Source organism: Mycobacterium sp. IS-1264 (assembly GCF_001954195.1).
Classification (GTDB): Bacteria; Actinomycetota; Actinomycetes; order Mycobacteriales; family Mycobacteriaceae; genus Mycobacterium.
Genome location: NZ_MBES01000041.1, coordinates 1 through 25,360, shown reverse-complemented (window position 1 = coordinate 25,360; position 25,360 = coordinate 1). Strand labels below are relative to the sequence as shown.

Sequence of the window (25,360 nt, the reverse complement as noted above, 5' to 3'; positions counted from 1 at the left end):
CGGATCGTTTGAGATCTAAGGCGCGCGGCCGTCCGGCGGCCAGCTGGCCACGCCCTCCTCCAACGGGATCTGGAGGCTCTGCAGGATCGACGCGACCATGCGCCACGCACCGATGGCGGTGACAAGTTCGATGAGAGCCGTTCTGTCGCCGCGCAATTCGCGTTCGCAGGCCGTCCAGCTCTCGGCGCTCACCGCGCCGTCGCGCACCACGTCGTCGGTCGCGGCCAGCACCGCCCGCTCGGTGGGCCCGAACCCGTTGTGTTCGCGCCAGTTGCGCACGCCCAGCAGGTCATCGGCCGCCACGCCGAGCCCCGACGCGACCCGCCAGTGTTGCGTCCACTCGTAGTCGCACGCGGTGAGCCAGCCGATCCGCATGATCACCAGCTCGCGCAACCGCGAGTCGAGGGCGCCGTGCCACAACATGGTGGCGAGCAGGTCGTTGACGGCGCGCGCCAATTGCGGATGGTTCAGCAGCACCTGAAATATGGACATTTCGGCCATGTAGTTCGGCACGGCCGCCTCGTCGGCGGCGGCTTTCGCCTCGCCGAGCGGCAGTCCGGGCACGCGGGCTGTTGTCATGGTATGAGCATTTCATGTACGGGCCAGGCACATCACGATTAGATAACGGTTCGGCGAATTCCCTGCGCGTTGCGCACCTCGAGAATAATGTCGCCCCTGCCATCTGGGCTGCTGACGTGCGGGAAAGCTCCTGACACTGGGCAACGTCAATTGAGCGAACGTGGGCACCCCCCGATGGCCGGGGAGGGGCCACGTATTGCGTCAAGCGAACAAGGTAGTTAGCCGTTGCCGTGAGGAGGCGGCGGGATGTTGTCTTTCGGGGCGGTCGACGGGGTGGACCGCCCCGATTCGGCCTGTTCGTCGCCCACAATGAGCACCACACCGGTCACTCCGGTTGCCGTCATCGGGATGGCCTGCCGGCTTCCCGGAGGTATCGACTCCCCGGAGCAGCTGTGGGAGGCGTTGCTGCGGGGCGATGACCTGGTCACCGAAGTTCCGCCCGACCGCTGGGACGCCGACGAGTACTACGACCCCGAGCCCGGGGTACCTGGTCGGTCGGTATCGAAGTGGGGCGGGTTCCTCGACGACGTCGCCGGCTTTGATTTCGAGTTCTTCGGGATCAGCGAGCGCGAGGCCACCGCGATGGATCCGCAGCACCGGTTGCTGCTGGAAACCTCCTGGGAGGCCATGGAGCATGCCGGTCTCACGCGGGAGGCCATGACCGACTCGCCGACCGGGGTGTTCGTGGGCTTGACTCACGGCGACTACCAACTGCTGGCCGCCGACGCACACACCGCCGAGGGGCCGTACGGGTTTACCGGCAACAGCTTCAGCATGGCGTCCGGACGGATCGCCTACACGCTGGGACTCCACGGTCCCGCGCTGACCGTGGACACCGCGTGTTCGTCCGGCCTGACCGCCGTGCACCTGGCCTGTCGCAGCCTGCACGATCGCGAAAGCAACCTTGCCCTGGCCGGCGGCGCCACGGTGGCGCTGGACCCGCGGAAGTTCGCCTCGGGATCGGCCGAGGGGATGCTGTCGCCCACCGGACGCTGCCATGCCTTCGACGTCGGGGCCGACGGGTTCGTCTCGGCCGAGGGTTGCGTAGTGGTGTTGCTCAAGCGGCTGCCCGACGCGCTAAGAGACGGTGATCGGATCCTGGCGGTGGTGCGCGGCAGCGCCGTCAATCAGGACGGCCACACCGTGAACATCGCGACACCGTCGGAGACCGCGCAGACCGCGGTGTACCGGGCGGCGTTGGCCGCGGCCGGTGTCGACGCTCGCACCGTCGGCGTGGTAGAGGCGCACGGCCCCGGCACCCCCGTGGGCGACCCCATCGAATACGCCAGTCTGGCCAAGGTTTACGGCGTCGACGGCCCCTGCGCGCTGGCATCGGTGAAGACCAACTTCGGCCATGCCCAGGCCGCCTCCGGAACCCTCGGCCTGATGAAGGCGATCCTCGCGCTTGAACACGGCGTGGTTCCGCGGAATCTGCATTTCACCCGCCTGCCCGACGATCTTGCCCGAATTGAGACTAATCTTTTTGTGCCACAGGGCAATACATCGTGGCCCACCAACGGGCACGGACCTCGCCGGGCGGCGGTGTCATCGTACGGGTTGTCGGGAACCAACGTCCACGCCATTGTGGAGCAAGCTCCCGAAGCCGTTGAGCCCGAGGACATCCCGGCCGAACCGGCGACGCCACTGCTGTTCCCGCTGTCGTCCACCTCGGCCGACGAACTGCACCGCACCGCCGGCCGTCTGGCTCATTGGGTGCAGACCCACGACGACGTCGCACTACCGGACCTGGCCTATACCCTGGCGCGTCGGCGTGCGCATCGCCCGGTGCGAACCTCCGTCATCGCGAGCACCCTGCCGGAACTCACCAAGGCTTTGCGCGAGATCGCCGATGGCGATATGCCGTATCAGGCCGCGGTCGGCCGAGACGACCTGGGACCCGTGTGGGTGTTTTCCGGCCAGGGTTCGCAGTGGGCCGCGATGGGCGCGCAATTGCTCGCGAACGAACCGGTGTTCGCCGCCACGGTCGCCCAAGCCGAGCCGCTGATCGCCCTCGAGTCCGGGTTCTCGGTCACCGACGCGATCTCGTCGCCGCGGGTCGTGACGGGTCAAGACCGGATTCAGCCGACGCTGTTCACGATGCAGGTCGCGCTGGCGGCCACCATACGGGCATACGGGGTGCGCCCCGGCGCGGTCATCGGCCACTCGCTCGGTGAGGCCGCGGCGGCCGTCGCCGCGGGCGCGCTGTCGCTGGAAGACGGGGTGCGTGTCATCTGTCGCCGCTCCCGGCTGATGTCCCGCGTCGCCGGCTCCGGCGCCACGGCGTCGGTGGAATTGCCTGCCCAGCAAGTGTTTTCGGAGCTGATGGCCCGCGGTATCAACGATGTCGTGGTGGCGATCGTGGCCTCGCCGCAGTCGTCGGTGATCGCGGGTGCGGCCGAGACGGTTCGCGAGCTGGTGGCGGCCTGGGAGCAGCGCGGCGTGATGGCGCGCGAGGTCCCCACCGACGTCGCCTTTCATTCCCCTCAAGTCGACCCGATCCTCGACGAGCTAACCGACGCGCTCGCCGAGCTCAGCCCGAGGACACCGGAGGTTCCGTTCTACTCGGCGACCCTGTTCGACCCGCGCGAACAACCGGTGTGCGATGCCCGCTATTGGGCGGACAACATGCGCCGCATGGTCCGGTTCGCCACGGCGGTGCAAGCCGCCATGCAGGACGGCCACCGGGTCTTCGCCGAGCTGGCACCGCACCCGCTTCTTACCCACGCTCTCGACCAGACGGCCCGCAGCCTCGACGTGCCGGTGGCCGCTCTGGCCGGTATGCGCCGCGAACAAGAGCTTCCGTACGGGCTGCGCGGCTTTGTCGCGGATCTGCACAGTGCGGGCGCCGCGGTGGACTTCTCGGTGCTGTATCCGACTGGGCGCCTGGTCGATTCGCCGCTGCCGACCTGGACGCACCGCCGGCTGTGGTTGAGCCACGACGGTCCGGAATCCCCCACGCATGGTGGTTGCACCGTTTCGGTACATCCGCTGTTGGGCCCGCACGTGCACCTGCACGAGGAACCGGAGCGCCACGTGTGGCAAGCCGAGGTGGGCACCGCAGCCCAACCCTGGCTGGGCGATCACCAGATCCGCAACGTGGCCGTGCTTCCGGGGGCGGCGTACTGCGAGATGGCGCTGGCGGCCGCACACGCTGTGCTGGGCGAAACCTCCGAGGTCCGCGACATCGTGTTCGAGCAGGCGCTGCTGCTCGACGAGCAGACCACGGTCGGCACCACGGCATCGTTGTCGTCGCCGGGCATCGCCGATTTCGCCGTGGAGACAAATCAGGGCGGCGAGCAAGCGCGGCAAGCTCGCGCGGTCTTATCCGCCACAGAGCGTGAGCAACCTCCCGCGCTCGATCTATCCACGCTTCTGGCCGCGCATGGGCGTCGCGAGGATGGCGCCGCGGTGCGCGCACGCCTGGGCGAGCGGGGTGTTCACTACGGTCCGGCGTTCACCGGTCTGGGGGCCGTGCACATCGACGAGACTGCGTCCGGCACCGTGCTGGCCGAGATCGCGCTGCCCCGCGAAATCCGTTCGCAACAAGACGCTTACGGCATGCACCCGGCCCTGCTGGACGCGTGTTTCCAGTCCGTCGCGGCCCATCCCGGCGTCGAGGCCATGGGCGGGCAGGTGCTTGCCTTGCCGCTGGGCGTTCGGCGGCTACGCGCATACGCTGCCGCTCGCAATGCCCGCTACTGCTACACCCGGGTGAACAAAGCCGACGCCACCGGGATCGAGGCCGACATCGACGTCCTCGACGAGCACGGGGCAATCCTCCTGGCCGTGCGGGGCCTGCGCCTGGGCTCCGGAATCTCGGAGCGCGCACACCACCAGCGGGTGCTGGACGAGCGACTGCTCACCGTCGAGTGGCAGCAGCGGGAATTGCCCGAAGTGGAATACGCCGATCCCGGCGCGTGGCTGTTGATCAGCACCACTACCACCGCGGATGTGGTGGCCACCAACTTGACCGATGCGCTGAAACAGCATGGCGCGCAATGCACCACGATGTGCTGGCCACAACGCGCCGACCACGCCGCGAACGCTGCGCAGCTCGAAAATCATTTGCGCGCCGCGGGATTCACCGGTGTGGTGATCCTCGCCGGACCGAAAAACGGCCACTCCGACGACCACTCCCCGCTGCTTGGCCGCGAGTACGTGGAGCATGTGGTGCGTATCGTCCGCGGATTGCCGGAGATGGCCGGCCAGCCGCCGCGCCTGTGCGTCGTCACCCGCGGCGCTCAGGCGGTGCTGGCGGGCGACCGGCCCAACCTCGAGCAGGCTGGGCTGCGGGGTTTGCTGCGGGTAATCGGCGCCGAGCATCCGCACCTGCACGCCACCCAGATCGACCTGGACGCCGACACCGACAGCGAGCACCTGGCGCAGCAACTGCTCAGCGAATCCGACGAAGACGAGACCGCCTGGCGGAACGGCCAGTGGTATGCGGCGCGTTTGCGTTCGACTCCCCTGCGGCCCGAGGAACGGCACACCACCGTCGCCGACCATGAACGCGACGGAATGCGCCTGCAGATCCGTACACCGGGCGACCTGGAGTCAATGGAACTCGTTGCCTGCGACCGGATTCCGCCGGGGTCCGGACAGATCGAGGTCGCGGTCAGCGCATCCAGCATCAACTTCGCCGACGTGTTACTGGCGTTCGGACGCTACCCCGCCTTCGAGGGGCGACTCCCCCAGCTCGGCACCGACTTCGCGGGTGTCATCACCGCTGTCGGGCCCGACGTAACCGACCACAAGGTGGGCGATCACGTCGCAGGCCTGTGCGCCGACGGCTGTTGGAGCACGTTCATCACCTGCGACGCGCGCCTGGCCGTATCGTTGCCGGCCGGCCTTTCCGACGACCAGGCTGCCGCGGTGACAACCGCGCACGCCACCGCCTGGTACGGCCTGCACGACCTGGCCCGCATCAGCGGCAGCGACAAGGTGTTGATCCATTCCGCGACCGGCGGCGTGGGGCAGGCGGCAATTGCCATCGCCCGGGCCGCGGGTGCGGAGATCTTCGCCACCGCCGGCAGCGAGCAGCGCCGAGACCTACTGCGCGACATGGGCATCGAGCACGTTTACGACTCGCGCAGCCTGGAGTTCGCCGAGGGTATACGCCGTGACACCGCGGGATACGGCGTAGACATCGTGCTCAATTCGGTGACCGGCGGCGCCCAACGAGCCGGCCTCGAATTGCTCGCGCTCGGTGGACGATTCGTCGAAATCGGCAAACGCGACATCTACGGCGACACCCGGTTGGGGCTCTTCCCGTTTCGGCGCAACCTCGCCTTCTACGGCGTCGACCTAGGGTTACTGTCCTACAGCCATCCCGAGCGGCTGCAGGAGTTGCTGAAAACGGTGTACCGGCTCACCGCCGACGGCGTGTTGCCGATGCCACAGAGCACGCACTACCCGCTTGCCGACGCCGCTACCGCCATTCGGTTGATGAGCGGCGCCCAGCACACCGGAAAGCTCGTGCTCGACGTTCCGCACGCCGGATCCAGTCGCGTGGTGGTGCCGCCGGACCAGACTCGGGTCTTCCGCCCCGACGGCGCCTACGTCGTCACCGGTGGGCTGGGGGGCCTGGGGCTGTTCTTGGCCGAGAAGATGGCGGCGGCAGGCTGCGGGCGTCTCGTGTTGTCCTCCCGCTCGCAACCAACAGTCGATGCGTCGCAGGCCATCGAACGCATCAGCGCCACCGGCACCGACGTTGTGGTCGAGTGCGGCGATATCGCCGAGGACGGTACGGCTGAGCGGTTGGTGACCGTCGCGACCGCGACCGGCCTTCCGCTGCGCGGCGTGCTGCATGCCGCGGCGGTGATCGAGGATGCCACCCTGGCGAATATCACTGATGAGCTCATCGAGCGTGACTGGGCGCCAAAGGTTTACGGTGCGTGGAACCTGCACGCGGCCACCGCCGACCAGCCGTTGGACTGGTTCTGCTGGTTCTCCTCGGCGGCCGCGCTGGTGGGCTCGCCCGGGCAGGGCGCCTACGCGGCGGCCAACAGCTGGCTGGACGCCTTCAGCCTGTGGCGCCGGGCTCAGGGCCTGCCGGCGACCGCGATCGCCTGGGGCGCGTGGGCGCAGGTCGGGCGGGCCGCCGCGCTGGCGGAGGGCGCCGACGTCGCTATCGCTCCCGAGGAGGGCGCGTATGCGTTCGAAGCGCTGCTGCGCCACGACCGAGGCTATACCGGGTACGCACCGATCACCGGCGCACCGTGGTTGACGAGCTTCGCGCAGCGCAGCCCGTTTGCCGAAGCATTCCGCTCCAACGGACAAAACCCAAGGGGCACAAGCAAACTGCAGACCGAGCTCAGCGAGCTGCCGCTCGAGGAATGGCCAACCCGGCTGCGGCGTCTGATCTCCGATCAGGTCAGCCTGATCTTGCATCGCAGCATCGATCCGGACCGGCCACTCTCGGAGTACGGCATCGACTCGCTGGGCGCGCTTGAACTGCGTACCCGCATCGAGACGGAAACCGGAATACGGATCAATCCCACCGACTTCACCACCATTGGCACCATTCGCGGTTTGGCGGAGCTGCTCTGCGAAAGGCTGACGCCCGCCGAGGGCGTTGGCGCATGAAGCCAGAAAATGCGTTCGGAATTAGGGCGACGCGAGTGCTGATATCAATTCGCGAGCCATTCGACGCGAACGCTTATTGCACCGATGTTGAGCAATTCCGGCGCCCGGTACAAAAGTGTGCGCCCGCTGCACACAACACACCTCTGGGACGCCGAAAAATAGCCAACAGACAAAAGCCAACAAGGTAGTGTGCCGATCATGTGGAGCTCGTTACTGGGATTTGCGATTTTCGTGACGCTCCATCCGTTGCGTCTCGGCATCATCCTGCTCGTGATCTCCCGGCCGCGGCCCGTGCAAAACTTGTTCGCCTACTGGCTCGGCTGCATTGCGGTGAATGTTCCCTCCTATCTCGTCCCGCTGATCGTGCTGCACGTGACGCCGACGTTCGCTTCTTTTACTCGAGATTTGGCCAAGCCGGGCACCGGCGCGAACTCCGCCGCCCACTACATTCAAATCGGCTTGGGGGTGCTGGCGCTATCGATTGCCGCCGTGATGGCAGTGCGCTTCTCGGCGCGTCAGCGCGAGAAGGTGCCGGCAGCGGCAGGCAGCGGCTCGACGCTTGTGTTGGAGTCGAATACACCGAAATCGATCTCGCGGCTGATCGGTCAGGCGCAGGATCCGCCGACGGAGGGCGAATCCATTTTCCGGCGGCTGCTCCGCCGCGGCCACGATGTGTGGCAAAACGGATCCCTGTGGGTGGCGTTCCTGATCGGTGTCTTGATGGCGCCATCGCTCGAAGGGGTGCTGATCGTCGACGCAATCATCGTGGCGTCGGGAGCCGCGATCGGCACGCAGATCAGCGCCGCCATCGCGTTTGTCGTCGGGATGCTTGCGGTTGAGGAGATCATTCTCGTCAGCTATCTGGTGGCGCCGGCGAAAACCCAAGCGGCAGTGCGAGTGCTGCGCGACTGGGCGTGGACCCATCGTCGGAAGATCGTGCTGGTCATCATCGCCGTCGTCGGCGTCTCGCTGGTGGCGCAGGGCATGGCCGGCACCTGACCTCAGAGCGCATCGGCGTCGCTGCGTGACAGCACGACGTCGAGGCGCCGCACGCGCCGCTCCAATACGGTCAGGTCGCGGAGCCGCTGCGGCGCGCCGACGTCGTGAGGCCACAGGTAGCGCCACGGCGCGTAATCGCTGGGCAGCAGGAAGACATGGAAGCCGCGGTCCAGGAACGGTCGCAGCACATCAATCGGCCGCAGCTGCGGATCGCTCCACCATTTAGGCGACAGTTCAACCGCCAATTCGGCATCGGCGCCGAGAGCGTCGACGGACGCCACAATGCCTGCCAGCACGCGGTCCTCTGCGCCCTCCACATCGATCTTGATCAGCCGGGCGCTCGCCAGCTCCGCACGGGTGACGAGCGAACCGAGAGGCGCCGCCGGCACCCGGCCCCGTTCCCGCAGGCTGCAATGGGCGACCGTCGAGGTCATGCCCAGGTTGTAGCTTGGTCCGGCGAACAGTGGGAGTTGCCGAACGCGATCCGACACGGCGGCGGCAACCAGGCGAACGTTCGTCAGGGCGTTCCTGGTCACCGTCTCCTGTAGCGCGGAGATCGCGGTGGGGCACGGTTCGATCGCGACAACGACGCCATGCGGTCCAACCAGTCCGCTGGCCAACGCGCTTACACATCCGATGTTGGCGCCGACGTCGACGAAGGCGTCGCCCGGTCGCAGCCGGCGGCGCAGAAACGCCGCGAGATCGGGTTCCCAGGTGCCGAACAGGTAGATGTACAACGGGATGAAATCCGGGAGCCGGCAACGAAAATGGGTTCCGTCTTCGCTAACGCCCTCGACGGTCACCGGTCCCCGGAGCGCGGCGCGGAGCAACAGCGGCACAACCACGCCGTAGTACGGCACGATCAGCAAGAGCGCCCGGACCCAGCGCTCGGTGAGGCCGACGCGCTCCTTGCCGGTGCGAAGGAATCGTATGTACCAGCGCCACAGCCCTAGGATCCGAGCCCCGATCATTCCGCGGCCCTTTTGACCGGATCAGCCCTCACGCCGCGAGCGGGCGAAATCCTCGAGCAGATCAGCGGCGGCTGCAACGCTTTCGGCGGATTTGCTCATCCGAGTGGCGATCTCACGGGCGCGTCCGGCGTAGTCGGGCTCGAGGATGGTGCGCAGGTCCGCGACCAGCGATTGCTGGGTAGTGCTCGCGAATCCCCGGGCAGTGCCAACCTTCAGTCGTTTGATCTGAGCTCCCCAATACGGCTGATCGGCCGCCGCCCAGAGGATCAAGGTGGGGACTCCGGCGCGCAGGCCGGCGGCCGTGGTGCCCGCGCCGCCATGGTGCACGACGGCGCGGCACGCGGGGAAAACGGCCGCATGGTTCACCGCCGCCACCACCTTGACGTTCGCGAATTTGGGGACGTCGCTGAAGTCGGTGCCGCCGGAGCACACCAACGCTCGCTCGCCTAGCTGCTCGCAAGCGGCGCTGATCATTTCGACTGTGCGGGCGGCAGATTCGACAGGGATGCTGCCAAACCCGAAATAGATCGGCGGTGTTCCAGCGGCAATCCACGACGCGACCTCGTCATCGGCGTCGGTCGGCAGTTCCATGGTCAGGGCGCCGACAAAGGGCCGCCGGCCGTTCCATTTCGCCCATTCGGCTGCCAGCCCGGGAAAGCAAACCTCGTCGTAGGCCTGGATTTCCAGCGACCCGCGTTCGGCGATCCGCCGCGACGAGGGGGCCGTCGACTTCGGCAGGCCCAGTTCACGCCGCTGCGTGTCCTCGACCCTTTTCGTCGTGCGCCAATACACCCACTCGTTCAAGGTCATCAAGGAGCGCCCGAACAGCGGCGGCAGGAATGGAAGGACCTGGCCGTGGGGCCGCGCCGGCGCGTAATGCAGCGTGGCCAACGGAATGTCGTGATACTCCGCGACGTTGGCAGCGGTCTCCTCCAAACTGCGGCCGGTGACGAGCAGGTCGGCCCCGCTTGCCCGCGATTTCAGCGTGGCGCTCGCCTCCCCCCAGCTCTGCATGAAGAGCCGCCAGAGTTCGCGTCCCAGCCTGATCAGCTCCGGGATCCTCCAGGGGCTGCGGGACAGACACGCCCACAGATCGCGGTGCACGTCCATCCACGTCTGCGTGTCCACCCCGTAGCCGGCCGCCGCAAGCCCGGCCGCCTCGGTGTCGCCCACCATGTCGGGCGGGACGGCCATGCGCACTTCGTGGCCCCGGCGCAGTAGCTCGCGGCCGACAGCGACGCCGGGCTCGACATCGCCGCGAGTTCCATAGCAGGCCAACACAAATATCATCGCGGTTCCTCGCCTTTCACGTGAGCCAAGTCGGGGATTTCAACCATCCAGTCGAACGGGTCCGGCCGCCGACCGTATTGAATGTCGAGGAGGTGGTCGCGCAGCGCTTGGCTCTTCGGGCCTGGCAGACCGTCGGCCACCGCGAATTCACACCGCGGGCCCTTGAATCCAACGATCGGGTTGACGACCGCCGCAGTCCCTACCGCGAAGACCTCGCGAATTTTGCCGGATATGCAGCCCTGCTTCAATTCCTCGAACGGGAATCGACGTTCGGTTGGGGCCAACCCATGGGCGGTCGCCAGCGAAAGAACGCTCGCCCGTGTCACCCCCTCGAGAATCGTTCCCAAGCTTGGGGTTACAAGCTCGCCTTCAGCTGTGATGGCAAATATGTTCATCGTGCCGGATTCCTGGACACAGCCATCATCGTCGAGGAACAACACGTGATCGCAGCCATACTCTTTGGCCTCGATTTCTGCCAAGAGGTTCGACGCGTAGTTACCACCGAATTTGACGCTCCCGGTGCCGCCCTCCCAGGCGCGGGGGTACTTCCCTACCCATAGCCGCATTCCGGCGGTTCCGCCCGGAAAATATGGGCCTGACGGGCTCGCGATGACGGCATAGGTCACGGACGGACTTGGCCGGACCCCGAGTCCCACTTCCGCACCGAACATGAATGGCCGGAGATACAAGCTGCATTCACGATCATTCGTGGGGACCCACGCACGGTCTACTTGTATCAGCGACATCAAGCTCGATAGGAAGAGGTCGTCGCCGAGCTGCGGAAGGGCCAATCTGGCAGCCGATTTGCGGAACCGGCGCGCATTGAGCAACGGTCTGAACAGCCAAACGCTTCCGTCTGCCCGACCGTAAGCTTTCAGGCCCTCGATCACTCCCTGGGCGTAGTGGAGCACAACGCATGCCGGATGAATGGTGAACGAGCTGAGCTGCGTTACACGCGCCCCGTGCCAACCTTTGTCCGCATCCCAGTAAATGATCGACATATGGTCAGTGAAAAAACGGCCGAACCCCGGGTCCGCTAAGATTTCGGCCCGCTCAGCGTCCGACAATCGCGATGGGGACGCGTCGAGTCGAAAACCCCCGGGCAAAAGCGCTGCTGCCTGATCCACCGACATTTTGTTCCACCTGAGATTGTTCTAAATTTAGATTAGCGGCGTATAGAAATACGTCCGCCGCTTCTTGATGAGCCCGTGTGGGCCGGGCCAGAAGAAGTCGGCAAACTCAACTTCGGCAGCGGCTCCGCCACGCACGGTGCCCTTGAAGCAGCCCTCGACCGCGACCACTCCGGAATCAGAAACGATCGACTCGATGTTGTGCATACCCGACTCGATGATGCGGTCATCCACGTAGAAGGACCTGATCGCCTCTCTTCCGCTCAGACACGCATAGCCCGGCCGTGAGTACTCGGCGTCGGCTTCGAAGAGTGCCACAAGGCCGTCGACATCCGCGTTGTCCACCGCCACGTAGTACTTCTGAACGACATCGGTAAAGACGGTGTGGTGCATCAGCGACCCCCTTCCAACGAAGATTTGATTTGCTGGCCATACCTGCGAAGCGATTCGGGAGTCAGCATGACTTCGTGTGCGCAGTCCGTCGCGTACTCGGTGACGTCGCCGGCGACATAGGGCCGCCAAGCTTCCAGCGCACACGAAGTCCTGTTGCTCTCAACTTGCGCCGCGGAAAATATGATCATGTCACCATCGAAAACACCGGGCTCGTGAGATCGCTGCAACGCCCTGTTGCCGTTGACGTTTCGCACAAGCAAATCGAGGTTTTCGACAAGCGAACCCAAAAGCTGTTCATACTGCGGAAATTCGACGGCCGCTCGTTCGCGAACCAGAGCTGCTATCTGCTCGTAGGTGAGCGTCGCATCCTGTTCCGGGACAGTAATGCCATAGAAGCGCAAGACCTCTTCCAGCATGTGCTTCTTGTCCAAGGCGTCGTTCGGCAGCGCGACGCTGTCGTCAAGATGGGGTTGAGCGTCCAGAAGGACAAGCCGTTCGACCACGCATCCGCGCCGCCGAAGCTCGATGGCAAGTTCGTGGGCGACGACCCCTCCGAAAGACCAGCCGAGAAGGTGGTAAGGCCCGGCGGGGCAAGCCCTTTGGATCCTGTCGGCGTAGTTTCTCGCCATATCCCGAATCGACCGAGGTTCGGCTTCTCCGGGCTGCAGGACCTGTTGAATGCCAATGATCGGGCAATCCACGTACTTACCGAGTGCCTGATACGCCCAACTCGCCCCGGCTCCGGGATGTATGCAGAACAGCGGAATACCAGTCCCGTCCTTGAGGACCTCAACGGGGACTACTTCCACCGCGCTGGCAGGGCTGTCCAACTGCTGGCTCAAACTTCGCACCGACGGCGCATGGAACAGGGTGCGCACCGCGACGCGGGTGTCCAGGCGGGCGTTGATTGCCGTGATGACCCGTATCGCAGACAGCGAATCCCCGCCCAGGTCGAAGAACGAGTCGTCGACCCCGACCCGCTCGAGTCCCAGCACCTCGGCGTAGATGCCGGCCAGGACCTCCTCGGCGGGGGTGGCCGGGGCGCGGTACCGATCGGCGTCGGTGTATTCGGGTGCGGGCAGCGCTCGGGTGTCCAGTTTGCCGTTGACCGTCAGCGGCAGCGCCTCCAGCGCCACCACCGCGGCCGGCACCATGTAGGCCGGTAGGCGCTCGGCCAGCGCGGTACGCGCCGTGCCCGGGTCGGCGGTGCCGGTGACATAGCCGACCAGGCGCTTGTCGCCGGGCCGGTCCTCACGCGCGATCACCACCGCCTGCTCCACCCCGTCCAGTCCTGCCAGCGCCGCCTGGACCTCGCCGAGTTCGATGCGGTATCCGCGGATCTTTACCTGCTCGTCGGCACGGCCCAGATAGTGCAGCTGCCCACCGGGGCTCCACCGCACCAGATCTCCCGTGCGATACATCCGTGATCCCGGCGGCCCGTACGGACAGGCGACGAACCGCGTCCCCGTCAAACCCGACCGACCCACATACCCGCATGCCAGTCCGGCACCGGCCACGTACAACTCCCCGACCACGCCGGCCGGCACCGGACGCAACCACCCGTCGAGCACGAAAAAGCCAAGGTGCGCCAACGGCACCCCGATCGGGCTGGCATTGCCGGCGACATCGCGGTCGACGATCTCGCGGAACGAGGCATGCACCGTCGTCTCGGTGATGCCGTACATATTGATCAGTCGCGGTGATCCCGGATGGTTGGCCAGCCAGGCCCCAAGGCGCTGTGGTTCTAGCGCTTCACCACCGAACACCACCGTCTCGAGCTTCAGCTCCGACTCGGGCGCTAGCGCGTCGGCCGTTTGCAGGGCATAAAACGCCGACGGCGTCTGGCTCAACACGCTGACTTGTTCGGCAACCAGCAAGGCGCGCAGGTCTTCCGGTGAGCGGACCACCGCGTCGGGCACCACCACCAGTCGCCCACCGTGCAGCAGTGCACCGAAAATCTCCCACACCGAATAGTCGAAGGCCAAGGAATGGCACTGCGTCCACACCTGTCCCGCCGACAACTCCAGCGCCGAGTCCAGTGTCGCGAGCAGCCGGGCGACGTTGCGGTGGGTGACGGCCACTCCCTTGGGGGCACCGGTAGTACCCGACGTGTAGATGAGGTAGGCGATGTCGTCGGGGGCCGGCGACGGCAGCGCGGTGCTGGGTTGGGTGTCCAAAGCGGGGTCGTCGACGTCGACGACTAGGACACCGCGTCCATCCAGCCGGTCGGCCAGCCCGGCGGTGGTGATCGCGGCGATCGGCGCAGCGTCGTCGAGCATGAACCCGATACGGGTCGCCGGCAGCCCCGGGTCGATCGGCAGGTAGGCGGCCCCGGTTTTGAGTACGGCGAAAATCGACGCGATCGCCTCGGCCGACCGCGGCAACAGCAGCCCGACGCACTGTCCCGGGCCCACACCATGACCAATCAGCCGGTGCGCCAACCGATTAGAGGCCTCGTCGAGCTCGCGGTAGGTCCACGAGACCTCGCCGCATACCACCGCCACCGCCTCGGGCGCACCCGCCGCCTGCGCGGCGAACAACGCCGGGATCGACGCCGACGCGGCTGCCGGCGCCGTCAACGCCGCCCGGTTACCCCAGTCCTGCAGGCGGGCATGCTCACCGGCATCGAGCAGATCCACCGACGACAGCCGCCGTGCCGGATCCGCGGTGATCGCCGCCAACACCCACTGCAGCCGCGCGATCAGTGTTTCGATGCTTTCCGCGTCGAACACGTCGGTGCGAAATTCCACCGCCCCGGAAATCCCGGCGGGCTCACCCGCCTCGTCCCAGCGTTCCGCCAGGGAAAACGTGAGGTCCATGCGCGCCGTGTGGGTGTCCGCCGACAGCGGTGCCACCTCGAGGTCGCCCAAGGTGATCCCGGCGGGCTCGATGTTCTGCCCGGGAAGGTTCTGCCAGGCCAACAACACCTGGATCAGTGGGTGCTGGCTCAGGTTTCGGATGGGGTTGAGCCGCTCGACGAGCACCTCAAACGGCACATCCTGGTGCTCGTAGGCGGCCAGTCCGCGCCGACGGACCTGGGCCAGCACTTCACCGATGGTGGGATCCCCGGCCAGATCGACACGCAGCACCAACGTGTTGACGAAAACCCCGACCAGCGCATCCAGCGCCGGGTCGCCACGTCCGCCGATCGGGAACCCGACCGCCACATCGTTTGTGGCGCTGAGCTTTGCGAGCAGCACCGCCAGGGCTGCCTGGACCACCATGAAGCTGGTCGCGTTGTGCTCGGCCGCCACCCGGGCGATCCGTTGCTGCAGTGCCGCCGGCCACTCCACCGCGACGGTGGCGCCGCGGTAGTCGGCGACCGGCGGATAGGGCCGATCGGTGGGCAGCTGCAGGCGCTCGGGCATCCCGGCCAGGGCGTCCTGCCAGTAGGCCAACTGCGCTGCAATGGGGCTCTCGGGATCGGCCAGGTCCCCCAGCTGCTCGCGCTGCCACAGCGTGTAGTCGGCGTACTGCACCGCCAACGGCGCCCACCCCGGGGCCTGTCCGGCGGACCGGCTGGCATACGCCACCCCCAGATCAGCGACCAGCGGGGCAATCGACAACCCGTCCGCGGCGATATGATGCACCACCGCAACCAGCACGTGCTCGTCGTGGCCGACGCGGAAAAGTCTTGCTCGCAAAGGGATTTCGCTCGCCAAATCAAACGAGTGACGCACCTCGGCGCCGATGGCCTCGCCCAGCCGCTCCGCCGACCAGCCGGTGGCATCGACGACGTCCCACCCGAAGTCGGCCCGCTCGGCGGGGATGATCACCTGCTGGGGTACGCCGTCGGCTAAGGCAAACAGTGTCCGCAGGCTCTCTTGGCGGGCCACCACATCGGCCAGCGCCGCGCCCAACGCCTCGACGTCCAGTGCGCCGGTGATCCGATAAGCGGTCGGCATGTTGTAGATCGGGGAGGGCCCGTGCAACTGGTCGAGGAACCACAACCGCTGCTGCGCAAACGACAACGGAAGTACTGCGGGACGCTGTTGGGCCGTCAACGCTGCCCTGGCGCTTTCCCCGCCGTGGGTCCTCATCCATTCGGCCAACCCGGCCACGGTGGGCGAATCAAACAACACCCGGATCGGGACCTCGACACGTAGCTCGGCCCGCACCCGCGCGATCAGCCGTGCCGCGGACAGTGAATGGCCACCCAAATCGAAGAACCCGTCATCGATACCAACCCGCGTCACCCCGAGAACCTCAGCGAACAACGCGACCAACACCTGTTCGCGTCGATCACGCGGCCCGCGATAGGCGGCCGCACTCACGAACTCCGGGACCGGCAATGCCCGACGATCGAGCTTGCCGTTGACCGTCAACGGCAACGACTCCACCACCATGACCGCCGCCGGCACCATGAACTCCGGTAACCGCTCGGCGACGAAACCGCGCAGCTCGGCGACGCGCTCGATCACCGCCGGGTCGTTGACGTACCCGGCCAGCGAACCCATCCCGGCGGCCGGCAGATAGAGATCCGTCAACACCGCCGGCGAGGATCCGTCGGAGGTGTTGTCGGAGGTGTTGTCGGAGCCGTCGGCGGCGCGGGTGAAGATGAGATCGACCAAGCCGGTCTGCGGCGACCAGGTCACCGCGGTGGCATATCCGAGCTCCTGCCCCAACTGATAACACTGGTGCGGCACAACCGGATCCGGTGCGGACGTATCCGCACCCAACGCGCTGACAGGCACCCGATCACCGGCCGAAGCCAACGCCCGCGCCAACGCCACGTCGGGCGATATGCCGCCGTGCGGCACCCCGGTCACCCGCACCTCCGGCAACCGCTGCGCGCGCAGGTAGTCACCCAACGCGGCCAGGCTTTCGAAGCGCTGCCACGGCAGCGACGGCAGGCCCGCCACGGAGCGCACCGCCACGGGCCCCTTGCGCAGCACCACCTCGTACCGGTAGCCGCTGAGCTCGTTGACCGCCCGCATCTGCTTGAGCTGCACCTGCACCGCGGCGATGTCGGCAAGGTGCTGTGGCAATGCCGCGAAAAACTCCGGCGCGAACAGCAATTCCTGCTCGGCGAGCATCTCCCGGCGCACCCGCTCGCGCATCACCGAAGCCGGATCCTCACCGGTCGTGGGGTCGGCACACAAAATCCCGGTGGTAAATGCCTGCAGCAACGACAGGTTGCGCACGTCGCCGAGGAACACCGCCCCACCCGGCGCCAGCAGCCGCATCGCCATCGCCAGCACCTCGAGCAGATAGCCCGCGCTCGGGAAGTACTGCACCACGGAGTTCAGCACCACCACGTCGAAGTGCCCCGCCGGCAACCCGTCGGCCACATCGGCGGGCTGCACCCGCAACCGCACCCGATCAGCCCACGGCTGCGATGCCACCGCGGCGCGCAGCGTCTGAATCGTCGGCGCGGCCAAGTCCGTACCCCAATACTCGACACAATCCGGGGCCAGCTGGGAAAGCAGCAACCCCGCGCCCACCCCGATCTCGAGCACCCGGGCCGCGCCCAATCCGCGGATCCGCTCCACCGCGGCCGCGCGCCATTCCCGCATCTCCTGCAGCGGGATCGGTGCCCCGGTGTAGCTGCTGTTCCAGCCCGAGAAGTCCTCCCCCAGCACCGCGGGCGCGGCCGTCTCGGGCGTCGACCCCGAATAGACGTCGCCCCACACCCGCTGCCACTGCTCGACCAGCCGCGCTTCCCGCTCGGGCTCGCGGACCAGCTTCATCTGCTGATCCAGCACCACATAGCCCGCCAGCAGCTTGTCGCTTGCCCCGTCGCCGGCATCCGCGGTTGGCGCGGCCGTGTGGGCGACGACCGCCGCCTGCGCCACCCGGGGATGGGCCGCCAGCACCGCCCCGACCTCACCCAGCTCGATGCGATAGCCGCGGATCTTGACCTGCTCGTCGGCGCGCCCCAGGTACTGCAGTTGCCCGTCGGGGCGCCAACAGACGAGGTCCCCGGTGCGATACATCCGTGTGCCCGGGGAGAAGGGGCACGCCACGAACCGCGACGCGGTCAGACCGGGCCGGCGCCAATACCCGCACCCGACCTGGGCGCCGGCCACGTACAGCTCGCCGACCACGCCGGCGGGTACCGGACGCAGCCAGCCGTCGAGCACGAATAGCGCCGCCCTCGGCAGTGGTGAGCCGATGGGCACTACACCCGCCCCCGCCGTCAACGGCGCGCTGGTCGCCACCCACATCGTGGTCTCGGTCGGGCCGTATTCGTTGATCATCAGCCGCCCGGGTGCCCAGCGGTCCACCACTTCGGCCGGGCAGGGTTCACCGCCCACCAACAAGGCCACGGAATCCAACCCGTCGGGCGAGAGCACGCCTGCGGCGGTTGGGGTTTGGCTCAACACGGTGACGTTTTCGGTGACCAGCAAGGCGTGCAGTTCTTCCGGTGAGCGGGCCGCCGACTCGGGCACCACCACCAGCCGCGCGCCGTGCAGAAGCGCACCGAAGATCTCCCAGCCCGAGATGTCGAAGCTGTAGGAGTGCCACTGCGCCCATACCTGCCCGGGGGCCGCCAGACCCGCGTCCATCGACGTCATCAGCTCGGTGACGTTGTGGTGGGTGATGGCCACGCCCTTGGGCACGCCGGTGGTGCCCGACGTGTAGATGACGTAGGCGATGTCGTCGGGGGCCGGGGCCGGCAAGCCGGTGCATGGGTAGGCGTCAACGCGCGGGTCGTCGACATCGATGACGGGCAGGTCGCACTCGTCCAGCCGGTCGGCCAACCCGGAGGTGGTGAGCAGCGCCACCGCCGCCGCATCGGCGAGCATGAAGTCTATCCGGCTCGCGGGCAGTGCCGGGTCGATCGGTAGATAGGCCGCCCCGGTCTTGAGGACCGCCAAGATCGCGACGATCGCCTCGGCGGAACGCGAAAACAGCAGGGCGACAGACTGTCCCGGGCCTATCCCCTGGCCGGCCAACAGGTGCGCCAACCGGTTGGCGGCCTCATCGAGTTCCCGGTAGGTCGCGGAGCGGCCCGCAAACCTCAGCGCCACCGCGTCCGGGTCGAGCGCCACCTGCTCGGCGAACAACTCCGGAATCGACGCCGACGTGCTCGCCGGAGCGGTCAACGCGGCCCAGTTACCGATCTCGCGCAGCCGGGCCTGCTCGGGCTCGTCGAGCAGGTCCATCGACGAGAGCCGCCGCGCGGGGTCGGCGGTCATCGCGACCAACACCCGCTCTAACCGCTCGATCAGCGTTTCGATGCTCGCGGCGTCGAAAATGTCGGTGCGGAATTCCACCGCTCCGCCGATTCCGGCGAGTTCGCCGGCCTCGCTCCAGCGTTCGGCCAAGGTGAACATCAGGTCCATGCGGGCGGTGCGGGTGTCCGCCGGCAGGGGCGTGGCCTGCACATCACCCAAACTGAGCCCGGTGGGCTCGGTGTCCTGCCCGGCGAAGTTCTGCCACGCCAACAACACCTGGACCACGGGGTGGAAGGTCAGGCTTCGGGTGGGGTTCAGCCGCTCGACCAGCACTTCGAACGGGACGTCTTGGTGCTCGTAGGCGGCCAGGCTGCGTTGTCGCACCTGGGTCAGCAGTTCGCCGATGGTGGGATCGCCGGCCAGGTCCACCCGCAGCACCAAGGTGTTGACGAAAAATCCCACCAGCTCGTCCAGCGCGGGGTCGCGGCGCCCGGCAATTGGGAATCCCACCGCCACGTCGGGGCTGGCGCTGAGCTGAGACAACAGCACCGCCAGCGCCGCCTGCACCACCATGAAGGTGGTCGCGTTGTGTTCGCGGGCCAGATCGCGCACCCGCTGCTGCAGCTCGGCCGGCCAATCGACCGCGACACTGGCGCCGCGCTGATCGGCGAACGGCGGATAGGGCCGGTCGGTGGGCAGTTGCAGCCGCTCGGGCAGCCCGGCCAGCGCATCTTCCCAATAGGCCAGCTGCGCGGCGATGGGGCTCTCGCGATCGTCAAGATCACCGAACTGTGCACGCTGCCACAGCGTGTAGTCGACGTACTGCACCGGCAATGGCGCCCAGTCGGGGGCTTGCCCGGCACACCGGCTGACATATGCCAGCCCCATATCACGCACCAGGGGCCTCAGCGACAACCCGTCGGCGGCGATATGGTGTACCACGATCACCAGCGCGTACTCGTCGTCGCCGACGCGGAAAAGCCTTGCCCGCAACGGGATCTCGGTGGCCAGATCAAAACCGTGGCGTACCGCCGCGCCGATTTCGTCACCCAGCCGGTCCGCCGGCCAGTCGGTGGAATCGACCACGTCCCAACCGAATTCGGCGCGCTCGGGAGGCACCACCAGCTGCTGTGGTATGCCTTCGGGCGCTGTGAACAGGGTGCGCAGGCTTTCGTGCCGGGCCACTACATCGGCCAGCGCGGCACCCAGGGCTTCGGCATCGAGGCGACCGGTCAGCCGCAACGCCGCCGCGATGTTGTAAACCGGTGAGGGACCCTGCAATTGGTCGAGGAACCACAACCGGCTCTGCGCAAACGACAACGGGACCCGCGCGGGCCGCTCGACCGGCACCAACGGCTGAAGCCGGGCCCCCTCCTCACCGATACGCGGCGCCAACTCCGCCACCGTCGGCGCCTCGAACACGCTGCGCACCGAAACGCCAGCACCCATTCCGGTGTTGATGGCGGCGATCACCTGCATCGCCGACAGCGAGTCCCCGCCCAAATCGAAGAACGAGTCGTCGACCCCGACTCGCTCGAGCCCGAGCACCTGGGCGTAGATGCCGGCCAGGATCTCCTCGACCGCGTTGCTCGGGGCCCGATACCCGCCGCCGAAGTATTCCGGTGCCGGCAGGGCGCGGGTGTCGAGTTTGCCGTTGGGGGTTAACGGCAACGTGTCGAGTGCCACCACCGCCGCGGGGACCATGTAGGCCGGGAGCCGGTGGGCCAGCGCGGCGCGCGTCTTGGCCGGGTCCATGGTGCCGGTGACGTAGCCGACGAGGCGTTTGTCGCCGGGGCGGTCCTCGCGGGCGATCACCACCGCCTGCTCGACGCCGTCCAGTGCATTCAGGGCCGCCTGGACTTCGCCGAGTTCGATGCGATAGCCGCGGATCTTGACCTGCTCATCGGCACGCCCGAGATAGTGCAGCTGCCCGTCGGCGCCCCAGCGCACCAGATCCCCGGTGCGATACATCCGTGTCCCCGCGCTGAACGGGCACGCCACGAACCGCGACCCGGTCAACCCCGACCGGCCCACATAGCCATACGACACACCGTCGCCGGCCACATACAACTCACCGACCACGCCCGCCGGGACCGGACGCAACCACCCGTCGAGCACAAACAGCGCCGCCCCCGGCACCGGCGAACCGATCGGCACCACACCCGACCCGGCCGTCAGTGGCGCGCTGATCGCCACACACATCGTCGTCTCGGTCGGGCCGTACGCGTTGACCATCACCCGCCCCGGCGCCCACCGATCCACCACCTCGGCCGGGCAAGCCTCACCGGCCATCACCAATGCCACCGACTCCAGGCCCTCGGTCGGCAACACCCCCACCGCGGACGGGGTCTGGGTCAAGACGCTGACCCCTTCACCAATGAGCAAGGCGTGGAAGTCTTCCGGTGAGCGCACCACCTCGTCGGGCACTACCACCATCCGGCCCCCACGCAGCAGCGCGCCGAAGATCTCCCACACCGAAACGTCAAACGCCAACGAGTGACTGTGCGTCCACACCCCCGCCGCCGGCAGCCCCGCGTCCAGTGAGGCCAGCAGCTGGGTGACGTTGCGGTGGGTGACCGCGACGCCTTTGGGGACACCGGTGGTGCCCGAGGTGTAGATCAGGTAGGCGACGTCGTCGGGAGCCGGCGGGGGCGGTGCGGTGCTGGGCTGGGCGTCGATGCGGGGGTCGTTGAGATCGATGACCCCGACGTCGTGCCCGTCGAGCCGGTCGGCCAGCTCACTGGTGGTGATCGCGGCGATCGGGGCGGCATCGGCGAGGATGAAGGCGATCCGGGCCTCCGGCGTCACCGGGTCGATCGGCAGGTACGCGGCCCCGGTTTTCAGCACCGCCAAAATCGACACGATCGCCTCGGCCGACCGCGAAAACAGCAGTGCCACACGCTCACCCGGGCCCGACCCGTGGCCGGCCAACAGGTGCGCCAGCCGGTTGGCGGCCTGATCCAGCTCGCGGTAGGTCCACGAGCGTTCCCCGCACACCAGCGCCACCGCATCCGGCATCTGGGCCACCTGCTCGGCGAACAACGCCGGAATCGACACCGCGGCCGGTGCCGGCCGGGTCAACGCCGCCCGGTTACCCCACCCCTGCAGGCGGGCGCGCTCAACGTCGTCGAGCAGGTCCATCGACGAGATCCGCCGGGTGGGTTCGGCGGTGATCGTCGCCAACACCCGCTGCCAGCGTTCGATGAGCCCATGGATGCTGGACGCGTCGAACACGTCGGTGCGAAATTCCACCGTTCCGCTGATCCCGGCGGGCTCACCGGCGTCGTCCCAGCGTTCGCCGAGGGAAAGCGTCAGGTCCATGCGGGCGGTCTGGGTCTCCACGGACAGCGGGGTGACCTCCAGGTCACCCAGGGCCGGCTCGGCCGCGGATTTGTCGTCCTGACCGGGAAGGTTCTGCCAGGACAACGACACCTGGATCAGCGGGTGATGCGCGAGACTCCGGGTGGGGTTGAGCCGTTCGACCAGCACTTCAAACGGGACGTCTTGGTGCTCGTAGGCGGCCAGGCTGCGCGCCCGCACCTGGGCCAGCAGTTCGCCGACGGTGGGATCACCGGCCAGATCGACACGCAGCACCAAGGTGTTGACGAAAAATCCCACCAGCTCGTCGAGCGCCGGATCGCGGCGCCCGGCGATCGCGATACCCACCGCCACATCGCTGCTGGCGCTGAGCTGAGACAGCAGCAGCGCCAGTGCGGCCTGGATCACCATGAAGCGGGTCGCGTTGTGCTCGCGGGCCACCCGGGCGACCTGCTGCTGCAGCCCGGCGGGCCAATCGACCGCGACGCTGGCGCCTCGGTAGTCGGCGACCGGCGGGTAGGGCCGATCGGTGGGCAGCTGCAGCCGCTCGGGCAGCCCGGCCAGGGCCTGCTCCCAGTAGGCGAGCTGCGCGGCGATCGCGCTGTCGGGATCGTCGAGATCACCGAGGTGTTCGCGCTGCCACAGCGTGTAATCGATGTACTGCACCGCCAACGGCACCGTGTCGGGGGCCCGCCCGGCACACCGGCTGGCGTATGCCATACCCAGATCGGTCACCAGCGGCCGCACCGACCAGCCATCCGCGGCGATGTGGTGCACCACGACCACCAGCACGTGTTCGTTGTCGCCGACGCGGAAAAGCCTTGCCCGCAACGGGATCTCGGTGGCTAGGTCAAAGCTGTGACGCACCGCGGCATTGACGGCCTCACCCAGCCGCTCGGCCGTCCAGGCGGTGGCATCGACGACGTCCCACCCGAAGTCGGCCTGCTCGACGGGCACCACCACCTGCTCGGGTACGCCGTCGGTTGCGGCAAACAGGGTGCGCAGACTCTCGTGGCGGGCCACCACGTCGGCCAGCGCCGCACCCAACGCATCGACATCCAGCGGCCCGCTGATCCGGAACGCGGTCGCCATGTTGTAGACCGGTGACGGCCCCTGCAGCTGATCGAGGAACCACAATCGGTTTTGGGCAAAGGACAACGGCACCCGCTCCGGGCGCGCCATCACCCGCAACGGCGGACGGGCAGGTCCGCCACGATGCCGGTGCAGATACTCGGCGAGGCCGGCGACGGTCGCGGCGTCGAACAGGTACCGCACCGGCACTTCCCGGCCGAGTCCTAGTTGCAGGCGTGCGCTGACCCGGGTGGCGGTGAGCGAATCGCCACCCAGGGCGAAGAAGTCGTCGTCGAGCCCGATTCGGGCCATACCCAATACCTCGGCGAACGCCTCGGCAATGATCTTTTCGGTCTGGGTCTGCGGCGCCCGGAATACGGTGGCGGCAAAAACCGGCGCCGGCAACGCTTTACGGTCGATCTTGCCCGACGACGTCAACGGGAACTCGTCAAGTACCACGATGTGTGCGGGCACCATGTAGTCGGGCAACCACGCGCTCAACCGCTGACGGACCGCTCCGAGTTTGGTGTTGGTCTGCGGATCGTTGGCGTAGGCGACGCGGTGCTCGGGCTCGGTGGCGGGCAGATACAGATCCGTCACCGGCGCCCCGCGCTCGGGATCGGAGACCGTGGTGAGGACCGCGTCCAGGGTGCCCGGTTGGGCACCCCAGGTGACCGCGACGTGGTATCCGGCGGTTTCACCGAGGCGGTACAACTCTTCGGGGACAACGGCATCGGCGGAGGCGGCGGCTTCGGCCAGGGCTGCGTCAAGAGGTAGCCCGGCCTCCACGACACCTTCGATCTGGACGTCGCCGATCACCCCGGCGCGGGGGATGCCGGTGACACGAATAATGTTGGGGCGCTGCGATATCAACCGCTCGCGCACTCCCGCGCAGTTGGTCCACGCCCAGCGGGGGGCGTCGGCCAGCGAACGCACGGGCGCCGGGGTTTTGTGGACGACGACGTCGTAGCGATACCGGGTCAGTTCGTTGTCGGCCGTACCGCGTTTGACCTGAATGTCGACGCCGGCCACCGCCGGATGCTCGGCGGCCAAGCTGGTGAAAAACTCCGGCGCCAACAGCAATTCGGTCTCGCCGAGAATCGCGCGCTGGACTCGTTGGCGGATCTCGGCGGCATCGGCGGTATCGGTGCGCGCCAGCGCGACCCCGGTTTGAAACGCGCCCTGCAGCGCGTGGTTGCGCACATCGCCGACAAACACCGACCCGCCCGGGGCCAGCAGATCCATCGCGTTGTCGATGACCTCGCGCAGATATGTGGCGTGGGGGAAATATTGCACCACCGAGTTGAGAACGACGGTGTCGAAATAGTGCTGCGGCAGGGTTTCGGTGAGGTGCGCGGGCTGGGTCAGCAGCTCGACGCGATCGCGCCACTGCGTCCCCTGCAGCGAACGAGCCAGGCTGTCGATAACCACCGCGGAGAAATCGGTGCCGACGTAATGCTCACAGTGCGGGGCGATCTGGGACAGCAACAGCCCGGAACCAACGCCGATCTCAAGCACCCGCCGCGGCCGCAGGGCCATGATCCGATCCACGGTGGCCGCACGCCACTCCATCATCTGCTCGAGCGGAATCGGCTCCTCGGTGTAGCTGCTGTTCCAGCCGCGGAAATCCATCCCCAACTCCGGCGCCTCGCCCTCGGCGCCGTAGAGCTCGTCGTAAAGGTGTTGCCACTCTTCGACGACCTCGGCGTCGTCATCGGCGGTGGCGTTGTGCTCGAGAGTGACATAGGCAATCAGGTTGGTGCCGGCCTCGCCGTGGTGGACGGTGGCGGCGGCCTGGACGACCTGCGGGCAGGCCAGCAGGGTGTTTTCGATTTCGCCCAGCTCGATGCGCTGCCCGCGCAGTTTGACCTGGGCATCGGCGCGGCCCAGATACTGCAGTTGC

At 67.3% G+C, this 25,360-nt stretch carries 8 protein-coding genes and 1 pseudogene; 3 read left to right on the top strand and 6 right to left on the bottom strand.

Features of this window, described 5'->3' with window-relative positions; genetic code table 11:
* Positions 1-15: 15 nt before the first annotated feature.
* The gene (locus A5744_RS07400) at positions 16-579 is read right to left on the bottom strand and encodes a carboxymuconolactone decarboxylase family protein (RefSeq protein ID WP_076059723.1); all 564 of its coding nucleotides are present in this window, start codon (positions 577-579) and stop codon (positions 16-18) included.
* Between the two features lie 309 nt (positions 580-888).
* Between A5744_RS07400 and pks2 the strand changes: the two genes are divergently transcribed.
* Both pks2 and A5744_RS07390 read left to right on the top strand, forming a co-directional pair.
* Entirely contained in the window at positions 889-7,164 is a 6,276-nt protein-coding gene (gene pks2 / locus A5744_RS07395; protein WP_175879797.1) for a type I polyketide synthase, read from the top strand.
* 198 nt (positions 7,165-7,362) lie between these two features.
* Entirely contained in the window at positions 7,363-8,163 is an 801-nt protein-coding gene (locus tag A5744_RS07390) for a GAP family protein (RefSeq protein WP_076059736.1), read from the top strand.
* A gap of 2 nt (positions 8,164-8,165) precedes the next feature.
* Here the strand turns inward: A5744_RS07390 and A5744_RS07385 are convergent, their stop codons facing one another.
* The 5 genes and pseudogenes from A5744_RS07385 to A5744_RS07365 form a co-directional block, all read right to left on the bottom strand.
* Positions 8,166-9,134 (bottom strand): FkbM family methyltransferase, encoded by a 969-nt coding sequence (locus tag A5744_RS07385; RefSeq protein WP_083679231.1) that lies wholly within the window; start codon positions 9,132-9,134, stop codon positions 8,166-8,168.
* A gap of 21 nt (positions 9,135-9,155) precedes the next feature.
* Complete coding sequence (locus tag A5744_RS07380; RefSeq protein ID WP_076059721.1) at positions 9,156-10,424, bottom strand: glycosyltransferase; 1,269 nt, start codon at positions 10,422-10,424, stop codon at positions 9,156-9,158.
* Complete coding sequence (locus A5744_RS07375) at positions 10,421-11,557, bottom strand: branched-chain amino acid aminotransferase (RefSeq protein WP_083679230.1); 1,137 nt, start codon at positions 11,555-11,557, stop codon at positions 10,421-10,423. The genes A5744_RS07380 and A5744_RS07375 overlap by 4 nt, the downstream gene beginning before the upstream one ends.
* A 99-nt stretch (positions 11,558-11,656) precedes the next feature.
* A pseudogene (locus A5744_RS07370) lies at positions 11,657-11,947 on the bottom strand (nuclear transport factor 2 family protein); the annotation flags it as partial.
* On the bottom strand, positions 11,947-25,089 hold the full coding sequence (locus A5744_RS07365) for a non-ribosomal peptide synthetase (RefSeq protein WP_276206960.1): 13,143 nt from the start codon (positions 25,087-25,089) through the stop codon (positions 11,947-11,949). The pseudogene A5744_RS07370 and the gene A5744_RS07365, both read right to left, overlap by 1 nt.
* 51 nt (positions 25,090-25,140) lie before the next feature.
* Between A5744_RS07365 and A5744_RS24955 the strand changes: the two genes are divergently transcribed.
* Positions 25,141-25,360, top strand: a 220-nt coding sequence (locus tag A5744_RS24955) for a hypothetical protein (RefSeq protein ID WP_240562992.1), incomplete at its 3' end; no start/stop codon positions are given.

Bases quoted from the DNA above. Each gene is read 5' to 3' on its own strand.
- A5744_RS07400 (WP_076059723.1), bottom strand. From the start codon at position 579: ATGACAACAGCCCGCGTGCCCGGACTGCCGCTCGGCGAGGCGAAAGCC.
- A5744_RS07365 (WP_276206960.1), bottom strand. From the start codon at position 25,089: ATGGATTTCCGCGGCTGGAACAGCAGCTACACCGAGGAGCCGATTCCG.
- pks2 (WP_175879797.1), top strand. From the start codon at position 889: ATGAGCACCACACCGGTCACTCCGGTTGCCGTCATCGGGATGGCCTGC.
- A5744_RS07385 (WP_083679231.1), bottom strand. From the start codon at position 9,134: ATGATCGGGGCTCGGATCCTAGGGCTGTGGCGCTGGTACATACGATTC.
- A5744_RS07375 (WP_083679230.1), bottom strand. From the start codon at position 11,557: ATGTCGGTGGATCAGGCAGCAGCGCTTTTGCCCGGGGGTTTTCGACTC.
- A5744_RS07380 (WP_076059721.1), bottom strand. From the start codon at position 10,424: ATGATATTTGTGTTGGCCTGCTATGGAACTCGCGGCGATGTCGAGCCC.
- A5744_RS07390 (WP_076059736.1), top strand. From the start codon at position 7,363: ATGTGGAGCTCGTTACTGGGATTTGCGATTTTCGTGACGCTCCATCCG.